Genomic DNA, 17,429 nt, shown 5'->3' on the forward strand with positions numbered 1-17,429 from the left:
AATATTGACTATGAGTTCAAAATAGGGCGAAATAGGGTTGGCGCGAAGAAGGGTGTGCCGGTTGGCGAACAACCACGAACTCACGACCCCGCTGCCCGAAAACGTATTTCCGGCAAACCTCGACGTCGCGGAATTGCTGGCCACGGGATGGCGGCCGTCCCCCTTTCGGCAGTTCATCCTGAAGGTGCACAGCCGATGCGATCTCGCCTGCCCGGGCTGCTACGTGTATGAAATGGCCGACCAGGGCTGGCGTGCTCAGCCGCGCCAAATGTCACCCGACATCGTGAAGCACACGGCATTCCGCATAGCGGAACACGCCCGCACCCACCGGCTGGCCGATATCGACGTCATCCTGCACGGAGGGGAACCGCTTCTAGCCGGGCCGGAATCCCTCGCCCATATCGTGCGGACGATCCGCGGCGAATGCTCCGCGACCGGCACCCGGGTCCGGGTGAGCATGCAGACCAACGGGGTGCGGCTGAACGAGACCTACCTCAGGCTCTTCGATGAGCTGGACATACGCATCGGAGTCAGCCTCGACGGGACCGCGGCGGCGCACGACAGGACCCGGCTCTTCGCGAACGGGAGAGGCAGCCACCGGCAGGTGAGCCGGGCACTGCGGTCGTTGACCGACGGGCCGTTCCACCATTTGTTCGCCGGCATCCTGTGCACGATCGACCTGAGAAACAACCCCCTGGAGACCTATCACGCTCTACTGGAATTCGATCCGCCGAGTGTCGATTTCCTGCTCCCCCACGGCAACTGGTCGGCGCCGCCGCCGGAACGCGAGCCCCATTCACCGGCGACGCCTTATGCCGACTGGCTCATCGAGATTTTCGACGAGTGGCGGGAGGCGGTGACGTTCCGTACCGAGATCAGGTTGTTCCACGAGATTCTGCGGTTGCTTTCCGGCTTCCCGTCCCGGACTGAAGCGGTGGGGCTGTCGCCTTCATTGATGGTGGTCGTGGAGACCAACGGCGACATCGAGCAGTCCGACATCCTGAAATCGGCCTATGACCGAGCCTCGGCTACGGGCCTCCACGTGCGGACCGACCCGTTCGACGCGGCCCTCGAGAACCCGGCGATCGTCGCCCGGCAAATCGGCGCGGCCGCGCTCGGGCCGGAGTGCACGGCCTGCGACCTGATGGAGGTATGTGGCGGCGGCCTCTACGCGCATCGTTTCCGCCCGGGCGCCGGCTTTCTCGGCCCCTCCGTGTACTGCCCCGATCTCTACCGGCTGATCTCGTACATCAGCGATCGGCACGCCCGTGACACCGCCCGATTGAAGGGACGTGTATGAATACGGTCTCTGACAAGACCTTCCGCGCGCTGGCCGAGGAACCCTCCAACGCGGAGGCGGCCGAAGAGCTCAACGGCATACAGGTCCGCCGCCGAATCGGTCTGCTGCGGGGAGTCGCCGAGGAAGCCCGGTTGTCCGGCCACCCCGACGCCGCTCTGGCGGGCGAGGCCTACACCACCCTGCTCGGCCTGGAGGCCGCAGCTCCCGTCGAAGTCGGCCGGATCCTCCAGCACCCGGCCGTGGGCGCCTGGGCCTGGCGGACGTTCCGCTCACTCCGGGCACGTGGCCAGGAACGGCCCGCCCGGCTGGCGGCCGTCGCCCTGGCGGCAGCCGTCACCTCCGGTGCGTCGTGCCGGCTGACGGTGATCCTCGACGACGACGGCGGGCTGATGCTGCCGGGCCTGGGCCGGCTGAGCCCAACCGGGACCTCAGGAGACGTCGAGGTGGCCGACGGCGTCATCCAGGCGGGCGACTGGCGCGCCGCGGCCGATCCGGCCGCCGACGGGCCCGGCTGGCAGGTGCTGCACCGCATCCGCATCGACGACGGCTTCTCCGTCACCCTGGACGACCTCGATCCCTACCGCTGGCCGGAGCCCGGCCGCGTGACCCCCCGGCTCGCCGCCGAGGAGCTGCCCGCGTGGCGGTCCCTGCTCCCCGAGGCCTGGCATGTCCTGCGCGAGAACCACCCGGGGGTCGCCGAGGAGGTCGTGGCGATCGTGCGTGCCCTCACCCCCATCCAGGCGCCACCGGAAGGTGTCAGCAGCTCCTCCGCCAGGGAGACCTTCGGCACGATCGCCATGTCCGCCCCGAAGGGCTCCCCGGCCTGGCTGGCCGAGACCTTCGCCCACGAGATCCAGCACGCCAAGCTCGACGCGCTCATGCATCTGGTGCCCCTGGTGCGCTACGAACGGACCGAGACCTTCTACGCCCCCTGGCGGCCCGACCCCAGGCCCGCTCACGGGCTTCTCCAGGGCGCCTACGCCTACCTCGGGGTCACCGAGTTCTGGCAGCGCCAGCATCCGTACGAAGGCGTCCGCGGCCGCGTCGAGCTCGCGCGGTGGCGGGAGGGGGTGCGGCTCGTCCTCGACACCCTGGAGAACGAGCGGCTCCTCACCTCGGCGGGGATCACCTTCGTCGAGGGCATGCGCGTCCGCCTCGGCACGGTGCTGGCCGAGACGCTCGACGAAGAGGCTCTGACCGCCGGCAGGGAGGCGGCGGCCGACCACCGGGCCTCCTGGGAGGCCCGGTACGGGCCGTCAGATCGGTAGCGGGTCGAAGTCGCAGTCGATGCGGACGCCCGAGGCGGCGGTCACCGCGTCGGGCTGGTCGAGGTCGAGCCGTTCCAGGTAGAGGTCGGCCACCTCGGCCTTGAGCTTGTCCGCGTCGGGCGCGCCGACCGCCTCACGGTCGAGAGCGAGGTTGGCGGCGCAGGCCAGGGCCAGGAAGTGGTCGCGGCCGAAGAGGCGGGTGAGCTGGTCGAGCGTGACCTCGCCGTGTTGCCGCGCCTCCTCGCTCCGGCCCAGGGCGGCCAGATCGCTGGCCAGGTTCACGGCGCACGACAGGACGTAGTGGTGGTCGGGACCGAGCCGTTCGGTCAGTCCTTCGCGGGCGGCCTCGTTGAGCACGCGTGCCTCTTCGGGCTTGCCGAGCAGGCGGTGCAGGATCGCCAGGTTGGTCATGCAGGCGAGGGTGAACGGGTGGTCGTTCCCGTACACCGACGGATAGGTCCTGGTCATCTCCTCGGCCAGTTCGTACGCCTCGGCGAGGTCGCCGCGTACCCGGAGGACGTTGGAGACGTTCACGGCGGCCGCGATCGTGTCGGGGTGGCGGGCGCCGAAGAGCCTGACAAGCCGCGTGTGGGTGTCGCGGGCGATCTCGATGGCCTCGTTGAGTGCGCCGGCGCGCCGCTGGGCGATCGACAGGTCCTTCGCGGTGATCAGGGTGGCCCAGTGGTCGCGGCCGAGCTTCTGGACCCCGAACGCCAGCGCGGCCTCACCGGTGTCGCAGGCCTCCTCGAAGCCGTTGGTGAGCCGCACGGCCCGGGCCATGCTGTTGCGGGAGAGCAACACGATCTCGGCGCTGGCCGGGTTGATGGCCTCGCTCTGGGCCAGGTAGACCTCGGTATGCAGCCGCCTGGCCTGTTCGTATCGGCTGTTCAGGCCGTAGTCGAGGGCGAGGCTGTTCTTGGCCCGCAAGGTGAGCACGTGGTCTTCGCCGAGCAGCCGCTCGTGCTGGCGGACCGACTCTTCGTCGAGTTCGAGCGCGGCCCGGAAGTCGCCGCGGGCGCGCATGCTGCCACCGAGGCCGTTGGTCGCGATCAGGGTCTCGGGGTGCTCGGCGCCGAACTCGGCGATCACCTTGTCGAGGGTGGAGCGGTCGAGTTCGTACACCTTGCTGTACTCGCCCATGCGGCGCAGGATGTTGGCCTGGTGACGACGGGCCCGCAGCACGTCGGGGTGGTTCTCCCGCGACTTGCCCCAGTCGGTGATGAAGGTGTCGACCAGTTCCAGCGCCGAGGGGTAGTTGCCGGAGGAGTACAGGTAGCGCACCACGTTCAGGGCGAACTCGCGGACGTCGGCCTCAGAAGAGCCCAGCAGTTGCGAAGGCCCCACGTGAGGCACCAGATCGGCGAAGTCGCCCCACTTGGAGTTGTCGTCGGGCGCCTGCGGCGCGCTGCCGGCGAGCAGGCGGTGGACCTCCTCGCGGTGCTTCGTCTGCCGCTCGTCGTCGAGGTCGGCGCGCAGCAGCGCCTGGATCAGCCGGTGCACCTGGATCGTCCGGTTGTCGGGGTCGCTCCGGATGAGCGCGTAGCGGCTGAGCTCCTTCACCGACTTGTCGAACATGATCGGGTCGGCCAGCAGTTTCTCCAGGCTCGGCGCGTTGGCCTTGTTGCCTCGCCGGAACACGTCGAGGGGGATGGGGTCGGGCCCGAAGAAGGCGCAGCAGCGCAGCAGGTTGAGCGCGATCGGGAGGCGCTCCTCCAGCAGCGACATCGACACCCGCCAGGCCGCCGTCATCGTCAGCGGGTAGTCCTTGGCCCGGTCGGTGTCGAGCAGCCGGGCGGTCTGCTTGTCGAGCAGCTCGATGTAGTCGTCGACCGTCATGGTGCTGCGCCGCTGCAGCGCGCCGACCTGCTCGAGGGCCAGCGGGAGGTCGCCCAGTTTGTCGGCCAACCGGAACGCCTCGTCTCTGCTGATGCGCGATCCCAGCCGCTTCGTGAGGAACTCGATGCTCTCCTCGCGGGAGAACACGTCGACCTGGAGAGACCGGAACTGGTCGTCCCAGTTCGGGTCGCGTGAGGTGATGATCACATGACCGGGACCGCGTGGGATGAACTTCTCGATGCGCGCGTCTTCGGCGTTGTCGAAGATCAGCAGCCAGTTGTTGTAGGGAGTGCCCTTCTCCAGCGCCTCACGCACGGCGTCGGCCGCCTCCTCCACACCCACGACCGACGCGGGGGTCAGTCCGAGGTGGGGCGCCATCGCCGCCAGGGCGGAGGAGACCAGGTAGTACTGGTCGGCCGGGATCCACCAGATCAGGTCGTAGTGGGAGCGGTAGCGATAGGCGTATTCGATCGCCAGGTGGGTCTTGCCGACACCGCCGTATCCCTGCAGCGCCTGGGGAAGCGGGATGACGGCGGTCACCGACCGGGTGCCCTCACGTAGCTGGTGCAGCAGACTCTCGCGGCCGGTGAAGTTCCGATTTCGTGGCGGAACCCGCTCGAAGATCTCCGGCTGCTTGTCCCCAAGGGAATGCGTCACTAGCGAGGAGGATTCGGCGACCATCGGACCTCCGCTGCTTCCATGAAAAGATTACTTGCTTCGCGCCAGAGCCTGTTCAAAACTCATCTATACAGCAAGTTCGTCAATGGCGCCCGGGCCGCGGGAGGCGGCCAACCGTAATTCCCATTTCGGCTGCCGCTGAAGGCGAGGACTTAATGAGCGATGCTGCGCGTGGTACTGCGGCGAGCGGGGAACCGTTCCTGAACGCCGTCGGCGAGGTTCCCTACGCAACCCTCCGTGGGCTGCTGGAACACTTCGTCGAAGCCCCTGCCACGACGAGTTCGGGGTTCCAGAACTTCATCTGACACTACGGCGGGAGGGTCGTGTACCGATGATGATCCGCGCCCTCCCGGCCGCCTGCCCGCAAGGCCGAAAAAATACCACCGGCCATCTCGGCGCGACTGGCCCTACAGTCGGGAACGAACATCGGGCCGATGAGGTGGAGCAATGCATGGGCGAAATGCGCGACGAGGATTGGGAACGGCTCATTTATCAATTGCGGGCCGGTCACTGCACCCCGTTCGTGGGCGCCGGCGCCTCAGCGAGTGTTCTCCCATCGGGCGCCGAGCTCAGTGAAAGGCTCGCGGCCATGTGTGGCTACCCCGGGCCGAACGGAACCGAACTCCTGCGGGTCGCCCAGTACGCGGGCGTGAAATACGGCGATCTCCACTACGTCAAGAACCGGGTCCGCGACGTGCTGACCGAGGACACGAGAACACCCGACTTCAGCAACCCGAACGAACCACACGCCCTGCTGGCCGACTTCCCGCTGCCGGTCTACCTGACCACCAACTACGACGACTTCATCGTCCAGGCGCTCGCCACACGGACGAAGTCGGCCATGGCGGCCATCTGCCCGTGGACCGAAACCATCGCCCCCGACCCGCTGTTCGCCGAGACCGCGGGCTTCAACCCCAGCCCGGCGACCCCGCTCGTCTACCACCTGCACGGCGCGATGCGCGATCCGGCCAGCTTCGTGCTGGCCGAAGACGACTACATGGTGTTCCTGCGCAACTTCATCATCGAGCGCACCAACGGCACCAACAGGATGTTCCCCCCGTCGATCCTCGCGGCGCTGACCACCCGCCCGCTGTTGTTCGTCGGCTACAGCCTGCAGGACTCGACGTTCCGGATGTTGTTCCAGGAACTCGGCCGGTCGATCCCCGCCATCAGCAGACGCCGCCATGTGAGCATCCAGCTCGCTCCCACCTCCGGCTACACCATCGAGGACATGGAGGGCCTGCTGAACTGGTACTACGCCGAGTGGCAGATCTCGGTCTACTGGGGTGGCATCGACGAGTTCTGCAAGGAGTTACGCGAGCGGATGGGAGCCATGCCGTGACCGGCCGAGATCAGCCGACCCTCGAACCCTACGTCGGCCTGCGCGCGTTCCGGCGGCAGGACAGCGGCAAGTTCTTCGGGCGGGCCCGTGAGGCCCACGAGGTCTGCGATCTCTGGCGCTCCAACCAGATCACGGTGTTGTCCGGCCCTTCTGGCGCGGGGAAGACCTCCCTGCTCAACGCGGGCGTCATGCCCCTGCTCGACCCGTCGCAGAACGACATCCTGCCGGTGGGGCGAGTCTCGGTCACCTCCTCGTTTCCCCGGGAGGCGCTGCCCGAGCACAACCCCCATGTCTACGCGCTTCTCTCGTCGTGGTCGCCGGGGGAACATCCGTCGCGCCTCGCCAGCCTCACCCTCGAACGGTTCTTCAAGCGCCGCCCGCCCAGGCAGGACCGCTACGGCGATCCGGTGCTCCGGCTGGCCTCGATCGACCAGGCCGAAGAGCTGTTCCTGGGAAACCACCGGCGGGCGCCCTACCACGAATGGTTCCTCGACCAGCTCGTCGCCGCCCTGAGCAAGGATCCCGACCTGCGGGTGCTGATCTCGATCAGAAACGACCAGGCCGGCGCCATCCTCCGCGACGAGCGCATCATCGACGTCATGACGAAGGGGCGGTTCACCCTCGGCGCCCTGGAACCACCGGCCGCGACCCAGGCCATCGTGGGCCCGCTCACCGGTACCGGCTACTCCTTCGACGACGCGGCCGCCCAGCGGCTGATCGACGACCTGAGCGGAGACGGCACCGCGCGCGAGTCGAAGGCCATCGAACCCGTCCAGCTCCAGGTGGTCTGCACGGTCCTGTGGGACTCGCTGCCTCCGGACGTCACCCACATCACCACCGAGCACGTCATCCGGTACGCCAACGTGCGCAGGTCGCTGGAGAAGTTCGTCGACCAGACGATCGCCGAAGTCGCCCGCGACCACCTCGACGGCGACACGGCCCGCCTGCGGGCCTGGCTGCTCGACAACTTCGTCGCCGACTCCGCCAAGACCCCGGTCTACCGGGGTGAGACCATGACGGCCGGAATCCCGAACGACGTGGTCGCGGCCCTGGTCGACCACCACATCCTGACCCCGCGCCCGGGCGTCACGGGAGACGACTCCCAGTGGTACGAGCTGTCACACGAGAGCCTCGTCCGCCTCATCCGCGCGGAGGCGGGCGACGTGGTGGTCGACAGGCGAACCTCCCAGCAGCTTCTCCACACCGCTCAGCACGCCCTCCGCGAGGGCGACTTCGCCCGCGCCCGCCGCGACGCCAGAGACGCGCTCGACCGGACCGACTCCTCCCGCCTCAGGGCCGAAATCGAGTCGTTCCTCGGCGACGTCGCCTTCCAGGACGCCCGCTATGCCACGGCCATCGACCATTACCGCGAGGCCGCCGCCCTGTTCGACGTCCACGGGCGCACGGAGATCGTGGGCCGCCTGCTGGCCGCAAGCGGCCGGGCCCGTCGCGCGCTCGGCCAGACGCGCCGCGCCATTCAGGACATCAAGTCCGCCATCCAACGGGTCCCGGACGACCAGGGCGTCCGGATCGAGCTCGCCTGGACCTATTGGTACGGGGGACACGAGGACAACGCGCTCAAGACGCTCGACAGGGTGCTCGACGACGACGCCAACTCCTGGCCCGCCCTGCGCGCCCGCGCCGAGATCCTGCTTCACCTTGACCGCACCGACGAGGCCCTGCTCGACTTCGGCCGGCTCGGCACGATACGTGAGCCATGGGTCCGCGCCGCCCACGCGTACGCGCTGGCGCGGCTCGGGAACCTGGACGAAGCGCGGAATGAGATCACGGCCGTACGCGCGACCACGGCGGAACACGGGCCCGCCCTCCTTTACGCGGCTCTGGTCGAGCAGCAGGCCGGAGATCTCACAGGAGCCGCCGACCTCGCCGCCGCCGCGATGGCCGCGAAGGCGCCACCACTCCCGGCACATCTCCACCGCCTGGCCGAACGGATGGCCGATGGCCAGTGAGGCCATCCGCTGGCCCACAACCCCGACCATCGCCTCGAACCGGGGCGCGTCGAAGGTTCCGTGGACGCTGTAGTTCGCGAACCGGCTACGAACAGCCATCCCCCACGAGATCACCCTCCACAGCAGGAGCAACCCGGCCACGAACGCGAACCCCCAGGCCAGCAGGAAAGCGGCCCGGTCGACCTCGTAAACGGTCACCAGCGCACCGCCCAGCGGTGCCGCCACCGTCACCGCGGTGTGACTGAGCAGGCGCGAGACACTGGCCACCCGGGCCCGTTTGCGGCGCCTGACATAGACGCCCTCGTAACTGCGCATGGCGATGTTGGTGGCGGTGCCCCATCCGGTCAGCAGCAGGCCCAGCGAGAACGACGCCGGACTCGGATGCAGGGCGATGGCCAGCATGGCGACGGCCACGACGGCGAGCTGGACGTAGAGCACCCAGTTCTCCGGGCGGATGGTCCTGGCCAGCACCGTGCCCAGGGTCCCGCCGATGCTCCCGAACATGAGGTAGAGCCCGATGTCGGCGGCGCCGAGCTGGGTGGCGTACCCGGCGATGAAGACGACGATCAAAGCGTTGATCATCAGATTGGTCGTGCTCGTCAGGATGACCGCGACCAGCAGGAACCGATGCCGGGCCAGCTCCCGCAGACCTTCTCCGATGGACGCCCAGAGCGGCTCCCGGCGGCCGCGTACTTCAGACCGGCGCACCCGCGCCGAGGGGACGGTGAACGCCGAGACGAGAAGCAACAGCGGCGCGAGGAGGAAGGGCACGGCGTGTTGCAGGCCGTAGAGGAACCCGGCCAGCGGCCGGGCGATCAGCGAGCCCACCTGGGTGCTGCGCTCACTGGAGGCGAGAAACCGGGTCAGCCGCTCACTGCGGACCATCGGGATCAAAGCCGCTTCCGCCAGGGAGTAGGCGATCCACATCGCACCCTCGACGAAGGCGGCGACCAGGATCACCGGAAGGGACAGAAAGTCGTAGACCAGCAGACCGCCGACAAGTAGCAACATAAGTCCACGAACAACTTCGACCAACCTCATAAGGCGAGAAGGGTCGATTCTGTCTATGATCGCCCCGAAAGGCAGATAAAACAGGAATCCCGGCAGTGCGAGCATAAAACTTGCCCACCCGACCGCCATCGCGGAGCCCGAATGGTCGAGAGCAAGGAGTGGATACGTCAGCGACAACGTTCGCGCCACGACCGTTGTGCTGGTGAGACCTACCCAGAAACCCATCAGCGACTGCCGCCGATCCACCCGCGGACCACCTTTCAGCTTTCGGCCCGCGGCGGCCCAATCCTTCGTCGCAACGCTTCGATCACCAGCGACGCAAGGCAGAGACCCGGGCACCGCGGGGCTTCTCTGCCTAAAAATTTCTTACTTTAGCGTCATATTTCTAACGCTTAAAGCACGATGCCAAATAGATTGTCAGGCACAGGAAATCGACCCCAAAAACGGAGATTCGGCCTGCTCAGGGCCGTCTCGTATGGGAGGATTACCCATATTTGTCTCCTCCCAATTGGAGCGTTCCATCGAAACTTGGCAAAAATGTGACACAAGCTTCTTGCGGGAGGGAAGCCATAACCAATATCGGCCTCTCGTGCGACGAGAGGCCGAACTATCAGAGCCGCCTTGGGGAATCGAACCCCAGACCTTCTGTTTACAAGACAGATGCTCTGCCGATTGAGCTAAGGCGGCTGGAACCATGGCTAGTCTAGTACACACCTACCCTCTGCGCAGGCGACTCACCTCGTAGAGAGCGATGCCGGCCGCGACACCGGCGTTCAGCGACTCGGCGGCGGCCCCCATCGGAATACGAACCACCTGGTCACAGGCCTCCCGCACCAACCGGGAAAGCCCCTTCCCCTCGGACCCCACCACGACGACCAGCGGCTCGCCGGCAAGGGTCATGTCCCCGATGTCCGTCCGAGACTCCCCGTCCAGTCCGACGACGAAGAGCCCTTCCTCCCGATAGCCCTGCAGCGCCTGCGTGAGGTTGGCCCCCCGGGCGACAGGAAGCGTGGCGAGCGTCCCAGCGGACGTCTTCCAGGCCCCAGCGGTAACCCCAGCGGACCGCCGCCCAGGCACCAGCAGCCCATGAGCCCCGAAGGCGGCCGCAGACCGCGCGATGGCCCCGAGGTTCCGGGGATCGGTGACCCCGTCGAGAGCCACGATCAACGGCACCTCAGCGGCATCCTGGGCGAACCGCACCAGGTCGATGGGGTGCGCATACTCGTAAGCCGGAATCTGAAGCGCGACGCCCTGGTGCACCCCACCCTCGGTCAACCGGTCGAGCTTCCCCCGGTCGACCTCCAGCAGCGCGATCCCCTTGTCAGCCGCGATCTTGATCGACTCCCGGACCCGGTCGTCGTTCTCGATCCGCGCCGCGACGTAGAGCGCGGAGGCGGGCACCCCGGCCCGGAGAGCCTCGACGACGGGGTTGCGCCCCCCGATGTACTCAGGAGCGTCCTCGGACTTGCGCGCCCGCACGGGAGTCTTCCGAGGGGAGGTGCCGCCACGCTCCTCGCGCGCGATGCGCTCGGACCGGGCCTTGTCCTTGTACCAGTGCCGAGCCTCAGCGGGCGGCGTCGGTCCCCTGCCCTCAAGAGATCGCCGAACCTTGCCCCCGGTTCCCCGAGTGGCGCCCTGCCTTTTACGTCCCGCTGCCATAACTGAAAAGCCTATCCGTGAATTCAGCGGGCCAGTTCCCAGCGCGGGCCCTGCGGGGTGTCCTCGACGACGACCCCGGCCGCCGCCAGGGACTCCCGGATGGCGTCGGCGGCCGCATAGTCCTTCCGGGCGCGAGCGGCCTGCCGCTGCTCCAGGGCCACGGCCACCAGCGCGTCGACGACCTCGTGGAGCCCGGATTCGCCGGACGAGCGCCACTGCGGAGACCGGGGGTCGAGCCCCAGGACGCCGAGCATGGTCTGCGTCTCGGCGAGCAGCCGCGCCACCGCCTCCTTGTTGCCCTGGGACAGGGCCACGTTGCCCTCGCGAACCACCTCGTGGACGACCGCCAGCGCCTGCGACACGTTCAGGTCGTCGTTGAGCGCGTCGACGAAGGCCTGCGGCAGCGGCGCGGTCGCGTCGACGTCGTGGATGACCTCGGCCGCCCGCGAGACGAAGCCCTCCAGCCGCCGGTAACCGGCCGCCGACTCCTGCAGCGCCTCTTCGGAGTAGTCGATCGCCGACCCGTAGTGGGCCGAGACCAGGTAGTAGCGCAGTTCGACGGCGCGGACCTTGGTCAGCATCTCGGGGATCAGCAGCGAGTTCCCGAGGGACTTGCTCATCTTGGTCCCGCCGAGCTGCAGCATGCCGTTGTGCAGCCAGAACCGGGCGAAGCCGTCGCCGGCCGCCTGCGACTGGGCGATCTCGTTCTCGTGGTGGGGGAAGATCAGGTCGACGCCGCCGCCGTGGATGTCGAAGGTGCCGCCCAGGTATTTGGTCGCCATCGCCGAGCACTCGAGGTGCCAGCCGGGACGACCGCGGCCCCACGGGGTCGGCCAGGTCGGCTCGCCCTCCTTGGCGCCCTTCCACAACGCGAAGTCGCGCGGGTCGCGCTTGAGGGAGTCGGTGTCGGTGTCGCCGGCGGCCCGCATGTTCTCGAGCTTCTGGTTCGACAGTTTGCCGTACCTGTCGGCGTAGGAGACCACGTCGAAGTAGACGTCGCCGCCCGAGGCGTAGGCGTGGCCCTTGTCGATCAGGCGGTGCATCAGCTCGATCATCTCGGGCACGTGACCCATCGCCCGGGGCTCGACCGTGGGAGGCAGGCAGCCGAGCTGGTCGTACGCCCACGTGAAGGCCCGCTGGTTCCGCTCGGCGACCACGAACCACGGCACGCCCTCGGCGGCCGCGACCCGGATGATCTTGTCGTCGAGGTCGGTCACGTTGCGGCAGAACGTGACGTCGTACCCGGAGTGCATCAGCCAGCGGCGCAGGACGTCGAAGTTGACGCCGGAACGGATGTGACCGATGTGGGGCGGAGCCTGGACGGTCGCACCACACAGGTACATCGTGACCCGGCCGGGCTCAACCGGGGCGAATTCACGGACCGTTCGGGTGCTGGTGTCATAGAGTCTCAGGCTCACAAAGGCAAGGCTAACGCCTTCCCGGCCAGCACAGGCCGAGTTAAGAAACCGTGAGCGTCAGCCGCGCAGATACACCTTCTCCGGAGCGATCCGCACGATCACGCGCTCGTTGTCGGGGCTTCCCTCGACGAACGGTTTGCCGGTGTATTTGTGCGAAAGCTCTTGGATCAGGTCGCCGTTGGGGTCGTCGAACAGCGTCACCGGGCCGCGGACCTCGGCGTACACATAGGGATCGGCCGGGTCGACGATCAGAATCGAGACACGCGGGTCGCGTTCCATGTTGCGGTGCTTTCGGCGTCCCTTGACCGTCGAGAAGAGAATCTCGTTCCCGTCCGTGCGCACCCACACCACCGAGGCCTGGGGGCTTCCGTCGGGGTTCACGCTGGAGACGGTGGCGAAATTCGGCCCGTCGAACAAGGAACGTGCGCCGTCAGGCAAGGTCTGCTCTCCCATAGGAGCGATCATGCCATTTCGTACGTGTCATAAAACGGCCGGGGGCACCCGAGTCGCTAGGCTCGACACGCCATGGACGCGATTCCCCCCGCGACGGCAGGCCCGGCCTCCCGTCCGTCTTCCTCCGGATCCCGCCTGCTGAGCCGGGTGGCCGTGATCGTCGCGAGCCTCGCGGTGGCGGTGCTCGCCGGAGCCGCCTGCGTGCTCTCCTTCGACGACCTGCGGGCCCTCGCGCTCCAGGGCCAGGCCGACCCCGAGTTCGCCTACCTCTACCCGGCCGGCTTCGACGCCCTGCTGGTCGTGGCCCTGCTGGCGGTGCCGGTGGTCCGCCCGGGACGGCTGGTCATCCGCCTTCAGGCCGCCCTGATCCTGATCCTGCTGCTCGTCGCGGCGGCGGCGGCCGACGTCGCGACGGCGTCCGGCGTGGTCCTCGCGGTCCGCCCCGCCGCCGTGGTGGTGGCGCTGGTGCCCTGGATCATGCTGGTCGTGGCCTTGTGGTTGTTACTGCTGATCGTCCGGTACGCCCAGACGAAGAGCGCCGACCTCGACGACGACCCCGACGACGACGTGGTCCCCTTCACCCGCACCGCCCACGTGACCGTGCCCCCCGACTACACGCCGCCGACCCCCGTGAGCCCCGTGACCGAAACGGTCGCGCCCCCGGAGCTGGCGCCCCCGCTCACCCCGTCCCCGCCCCCGCGTCCGGCCCGCTGGGGCGACCTGATCCGGCCCAGCGCCGGCGACGTCCTCGTCCACCCGCTCCCCGAGCCCGACGACGAGACCGACAAGAAGTACGGCGAGGCCGCCGCCCAGGCCGCCGAGAAGCTGAGCCGCCGCGAGGAGCCCGACGAGGCCAACGTGGACACCCAGCCGATGCGCAACCTCCCGGCCGACCCCGACCCGGAGCACGGCCCCGAGGCCGCCGACCCGGAGGAGTTCGAGGCCGCCACCTGGCGCGAGCCCTACGACGACGAGGTCACCGCCCCTCCGTCCGGCCACCTCCGCAGCACCCCCACCCCGCCCAGCGACTCCTGACGAAGCCGAAAGGCCCACCGCGACTCCGAGTGGGAGCCGCGGCGGGCCTTTGAACAAGTTTCGGTGTCGGCCCCGGAAAAGGCCGGTGCCCGGCGGCCGGGTGGCCGTCGGGCATCAACCTGTACCGGCTGGTCAGACCCTGGTTCGGCCTCGCAGCGCGGCGACGGCGCCGACTCCGATGACGGCCAGGACGACCTGCATGACCAGTTCGATCCAGTCGATCCCGTCGGTCGTCGCGACACCCAGACCCTGGGCGATCGCCGTGCCGATGAGGGCGGCGACGATACCGACGACGATGGTCAGGATCCAACCGATCGGCTGACGGCCGGGCAGAACCAGTCGGCCCAGCGCACCGATGATGGCGCCGATCACGATGGCGCCGAGAATGGTCTCGATGGTCATTATTCGACCTCCCCTTGAGGGTGACAGCTTCACGCTCAAGCGGTCGAATACCCTCCATCGACAAAATATGCCTGGGGCCGGAATTTTTTAGATCCCGCTGTGCCCCGGCCGGCCCGTGGCCCCTCCGTGCCCACGCCCGCCACCTGCGGTGATGCCCCGCCCGGCGACGAAGCCGACGCCGATCACGGCCAGCACGAGCTGGAGGATGTGCTCCCACCAGTCGAACCCGCGCGTGTTGGCGAACCCGAACAGCGCCGCGATGAGCGACCCGATGAGCGCGGCGACGATGCCGACCAGGATCGTCATCCCGATGCTGATGTTCTGCCGTCCGGGCAGGACCAGACGCGCCAGCGCGCCGATGACGACACCGATGATGATGGCGCCAAGGATCGAAGCGATCATGACATTCCCCCCGACGAGGTGACATCTGCACCTCTAGGGGATGAAGTACCCAAAAAGGGACGGCGATCCACGCACCGCGCCTGGTTACGGGATCGCCGCCCCAACCGCATATGAGACGCCGCATCGCAGACCCCGGTTGCCATCCACTTTGGACCGCACCAAAGCGTTATCCCAGCCTGTGGCGGCATCAGCACCAAGAGCCCGCTGTGACAGATGAGACGCCAAAAACCGCTGCTCCGTTACGGCTCCGCCCACCCCGGCACCGCCCGCCGTCCAGACGACGGCCATCACCCGGCGCTCCTCGGCCGCTCACCCACGCACCGCGACGCCGGTTGAAAAACTGAGAGTGCAGGAGAACGCCCGAGCCATATCGCCCCGGAACCCGGATCAAGCCGCGGCGTCGACCGTGAAGCCGATCTCTAACGGCCGACGATCAGCGCGTTGGCGATCGCCGCGATGCCCTCGCCGCGGCCCGTCAGCCCGAGCCCGTCGGTCGTGGTCGCGCTGACGCTCACGTCGGCTCCCACCGCCGCGCCCAGCGCCTTCTCCGCCTCATCGCGGCGAGGCGAGAGCTTGGGCCGGTTGCCGATGATCTGCACCGCCACGTTGCCGATCTCGTACCCGGCCTCGCGCACCAGCCGGGCCGTCTCCGTCAGCAACGTCACACCCGACGCCCCCGACCAGCGGGGATCGGACGTGCCGAAGACCTTTCCCAGGTCCCCGAGCCCGGCGGCCGACAACAACGCGTCACAACACGCGTGGGCCGCCGCGTCGCCGTCGGAGTGGCCGGCCAGCCCGGTCTCCCCCGGCCAGAACAGCCCCGCCAGGTGAAGGTCACGCCCAGAAGCGAAAGGGTGGACGTCGACACCGACGCCCACCCTGGGAAGTTTTGCGCTCAGGAGTTCAGCACCTCGTCGAGCAGGGCTTCCGCTTTGTCCTCGTTGGTCTTCTCCGCCAGGGCGAGTTCGCTGACCAGGATCTGCCGAGCCTTCGCGAGCATCCGCTTCTCACCTGCGGAGAGTCCACGCTCGCGGTCGCGGCGCCAGAGGTCCCGAACCACTTCGGCCACCTTGTTGACGTCACCGGACGCGAGCTTCTCAAGGTTCGCCTTGTAACGGCGCGACCAGTTGGTGGGCTCTTCCGTGTGAGGCATGCGCAGGACGTCGAAGACCCTCTCAAGGCCCTCCTGCCCGACCACATCGCGCACGCCGACGAGCTCCGCGTTCTCCGCAGGCACCTGGACGGTGAGGTCGCCCTTGTCGACCTTCAGTACCAGGTAGGTCTTTTCCTCACCCTTAATCGTCCGAGTGGTGATGGCTTCGATCCGAGCAGCCCCGTGATGGGGGTAGACGACCGTGTCGCCGACCTGGAAAGTCATGTGACAAGTACCCCTTCCGCTGTACTCCAGGGTACCACGCGCCAACACTCTCCCGGAACAGTGAAATCACCATAACTGCAGGTCAAAGCCTCATTTTGGGACTTGACAAGAGCTCTACTGTGTGAATCGAGCCGTCCGACAGGCGGGATGACCTGCGCCTCGAGTGTTCCCGGGGCGGTTATCGGACGGGCCTGCCACGCCGATATGGTGATCCCCGCATACGATCGCGCGCGTTAGCAAGGAGATTCTCGACCGTGACCACGACCAGCCGCAGGGTGATCGCCATCGCCGCGTTTCTGGCCGCCGCCCCCGCGCTGGCCGCGTGTGGCGCCGGGACCGACGCGAACACCAACAAGCCCTACGCGCCGACCGAGTCGCAGGTTCTCATCCGCGACGGGCAGTACGGCGTGAACGGCATGAAGGTCAGCCAGGCCTACATGCTCGGCCCCGACCCGGGTGGTCAGATCCCCGCCGGCGGCACCGTCCCGCTCTACCTGTCGCTCACCAACGACGGCACCGCGCCCGACGTCCTGACCGGCGTCACCCCCGACCCCAACGCCGCCACGGCGGCCCAGGGCGGCGGCGTGCAGCTCCCCGTGGGCACCCTCGTCCACACGGGCACCGGCTCGAACCCGCAGATCCAGATCCAGGGCGTGAAGTCGGTCCTGCGCGGCGGCGAGAGCATCCCGCTGACCCTCAAGTTCCAGAACGCGGGCGAGGTCACCATGGTCGTCCCGGTCATCACCCGCAACCGCGAATACGCGACCCTCCCGCCGGTCCCGGGCGCCGTCCCGGCCCCGCCCAAGCCGTCCCCCACGGCCACCGCCACCGGCGAGTCCTCCGGCCACTGACCCCGCCACCGACCGGCCGTCCCCACACGGCCGGTCGGTCCCGCGTCGCGGCCGTTCGGGGTCGTCCGACCGCGATCTTGCTCCGTTACGGCTCCGCCCACCCCGGCACCGCGGAACGCCCGATCACCCAGCGCTCCTCGGCCGCTCAGGCCAAGCCCCGTAACGGACGCTCCACAGGCCCGGTCCCTCGACCACGCCAATTCAGCGGTCTACACGGCAACGCGCACGGGTCAGCCCATCCGGCGCTCCGCGCCGGAAATTTCAGGATTCGCTCCGTAGGCACACGACACGTTGCGGCGGTCGGCTCAGCGGCCGGGAAGCACCGGTTGATCGGCCGCCAGCGGGGAGGTGGGCGGGGTCAGGGTAGGCGGAGCCGTAACGGAGCAGGAACTTCAGAACAGACGCATGGCCGACCCGCGCGTCTTC

At 68.1% G+C, this 17,429-nt stretch carries 15 protein-coding genes, 1 tRNA gene and 1 pseudogene; 7 read left to right on the plus strand and 10 right to left on the minus strand.

The window, feature by feature from the left end; genetic code table 11:
• Positions 1–52: 52 nt before the first annotated feature.
• Both QSK34_RS18700 and QSK34_RS18705 read left to right on the plus strand, forming a co-directional pair.
• Positions 53–1,300 carry an FxsB family cyclophane-forming radical SAM/SPASM peptide maturase gene (locus tag QSK34_RS18700; RefSeq protein ID WP_502875530.1) on the plus strand — a complete coding sequence of 416 codons (1,248 nt, stop codon included), beginning with the start codon at positions 53–55 and terminating at the stop codon, positions 1,298–1,300.
• Complete coding sequence (locus tag QSK34_RS18705) at positions 1,297–2,568, plus strand: HEXXH motif domain-containing protein (protein WP_285585530.1); 1,272 nt, start codon at positions 1,297–1,299, stop codon at positions 2,566–2,568. The genes QSK34_RS18700 and QSK34_RS18705 overlap by 4 nt, the downstream gene beginning before the upstream one ends.
• Here the strand turns inward: QSK34_RS18705 and fxsT are convergent.
• On the minus strand, positions 2,557–5,061 hold the full coding sequence (gene fxsT, locus QSK34_RS18710) for an FxSxx-COOH system tetratricopeptide repeat protein (protein WP_285585531.1): 2,505 nt from the start codon (positions 5,059–5,061) through the stop codon (positions 2,557–2,559). The two genes, QSK34_RS18705 and fxsT, sit on opposite strands and share 12 nt — an antisense overlap.
• Positions 5,062–5,671: 610 nt before the next feature.
• Between fxsT and QSK34_RS18715 the strand changes: the two genes are divergently transcribed.
• Both QSK34_RS18715 and QSK34_RS18720 read left to right on the plus strand, forming a co-directional pair.
• On the plus strand, positions 5,672–6,424 hold the full coding sequence (locus QSK34_RS18715; RefSeq protein ID WP_285585532.1) for an SIR2 family NAD-dependent protein deacylase: 753 nt from the start codon (positions 5,672–5,674) through the stop codon (positions 6,422–6,424).
• Positions 6,421–8,394 carry a tetratricopeptide repeat protein gene (locus QSK34_RS18720; RefSeq protein ID WP_285585533.1) on the plus strand — a complete coding sequence of 658 codons (1,974 nt, stop codon included), beginning with the start codon at positions 6,421–6,423 and terminating at the stop codon, positions 8,392–8,394. Before QSK34_RS18715 ends, QSK34_RS18720 begins: the two co-directional genes overlap by 4 nt.
• A 522-nt stretch (positions 8,395–8,916) precedes the next feature.
• On the opposite strand, the pseudogene QSK34_RS37795 reads toward QSK34_RS18720, so the two are convergent.
• The 5 genes and pseudogenes from QSK34_RS37795 to QSK34_RS18745 form a co-directional block, all read right to left on the minus strand.
• Positions 8,917–9,630: pseudogene (locus QSK34_RS37795) on the minus strand (MFS transporter); the annotation flags it as partial.
• Between the two features lie 389 nt (positions 9,631–10,019).
• A tRNA-Thr gene (locus QSK34_RS18730) sits at positions 10,020–10,092 on the minus strand.
• Positions 10,093–10,119: 27 nt separating this feature from the next.
• Positions 10,120–11,064, minus strand: coding sequence for a 23S rRNA (guanosine(2251)-2'-O)-methyltransferase RlmB (rlmB, locus tag QSK34_RS18735; RefSeq protein WP_285585535.1), 945 nt, complete (start codon positions 11,062–11,064; stop codon positions 10,120–10,122).
• A gap of 23 nt (positions 11,065–11,087) precedes the next feature.
• Positions 11,088–12,482, minus strand: coding sequence for a cysteine--tRNA ligase (cysS, locus tag QSK34_RS18740; RefSeq protein WP_285585536.1), 1,395 nt, complete (start codon positions 12,480–12,482; stop codon positions 11,088–11,090).
• Between the two features lie 57 nt (positions 12,483–12,539).
• Entirely contained in the window at positions 12,540–12,935 is a 396-nt protein-coding gene (locus QSK34_RS18745) for a PPOX class F420-dependent oxidoreductase (protein WP_285585537.1), read from the minus strand.
• 72 nt (positions 12,936–13,007) lie between these two features.
• On the opposite strand from QSK34_RS18745, the gene QSK34_RS18750 reads away from it, so the two are divergent.
• On the plus strand, positions 13,008–13,970 hold the full coding sequence (locus QSK34_RS18750) for a DUF2637 domain-containing protein (RefSeq protein WP_285585538.1): 963 nt from the start codon (positions 13,008–13,010) through the stop codon (positions 13,968–13,970).
• A gap of 132 nt (positions 13,971–14,102) precedes the next feature.
• Here QSK34_RS18750 and QSK34_RS18755 read toward each other — a convergent pair whose 3' ends face one another.
• Both QSK34_RS18755 and QSK34_RS18760 read right to left on the minus strand, forming a co-directional pair.
• The gene (locus tag QSK34_RS18755; protein WP_161482501.1) at positions 14,103–14,372 is read right to left on the minus strand and encodes a GlsB/YeaQ/YmgE family stress response membrane protein; all 270 of its coding nucleotides are present in this window, start codon (positions 14,370–14,372) and stop codon (positions 14,103–14,105) included.
• 87 nt (positions 14,373–14,459) lie between these two features.
• The gene (locus QSK34_RS18760; protein ID WP_235967395.1) at positions 14,460–14,774 is read right to left on the minus strand and encodes a GlsB/YeaQ/YmgE family stress response membrane protein; all 315 of its coding nucleotides are present in this window, start codon (positions 14,772–14,774) and stop codon (positions 14,460–14,462) included.
• A 213-nt stretch (positions 14,775–14,987) separates the two neighbouring features.
• Between QSK34_RS18760 and QSK34_RS18765 the strand changes: the two genes are divergently transcribed.
• On the plus strand, positions 14,988–15,110 hold the full coding sequence (locus tag QSK34_RS18765) for a hypothetical protein (RefSeq protein WP_285585539.1): 123 nt from the start codon (positions 14,988–14,990) through the stop codon (positions 15,108–15,110).
• A gap of 83 nt (positions 15,111–15,193) precedes the next feature.
• Here the strand turns inward: QSK34_RS18765 and ispF are convergent, their stop codons facing one another.
• Positions 15,194–15,652, minus strand: coding sequence for a 2-C-methyl-D-erythritol 2,4-cyclodiphosphate synthase (gene ispF, locus QSK34_RS18770; protein WP_285585540.1), 459 nt, complete (start codon positions 15,650–15,652; stop codon positions 15,194–15,196).
• A 17-nt stretch (positions 15,653–15,669) separates the two neighbouring features.
• Positions 15,670–16,152 carry a CarD family transcriptional regulator gene (locus tag QSK34_RS18775; protein ID WP_030451583.1) on the minus strand — a complete coding sequence of 161 codons (483 nt, stop codon included), beginning with the start codon at positions 16,150–16,152 and terminating at the stop codon, positions 15,670–15,672.
• Between the two features lie 254 nt (positions 16,153–16,406).
• Here QSK34_RS18775 and QSK34_RS18780 point away from each other — a divergent pair, with 254 nt between their 5' ends.
• Entirely contained in the window at positions 16,407–17,003 is a 597-nt protein-coding gene (locus tag QSK34_RS18780) for a copper chaperone PCu(A)C domain-containing protein (protein WP_161482499.1), read from the plus strand.
• Positions 17,004–17,429 lie beyond the last annotated feature (426 nt).

The organism is Herbidospora sp. NBRC 101105 (assembly GCF_030269205.1).
Taxonomy (GTDB): Bacteria; Actinomycetota; Actinomycetes; order Streptosporangiales; family Streptosporangiaceae; genus Herbidospora; species Herbidospora solisilvae.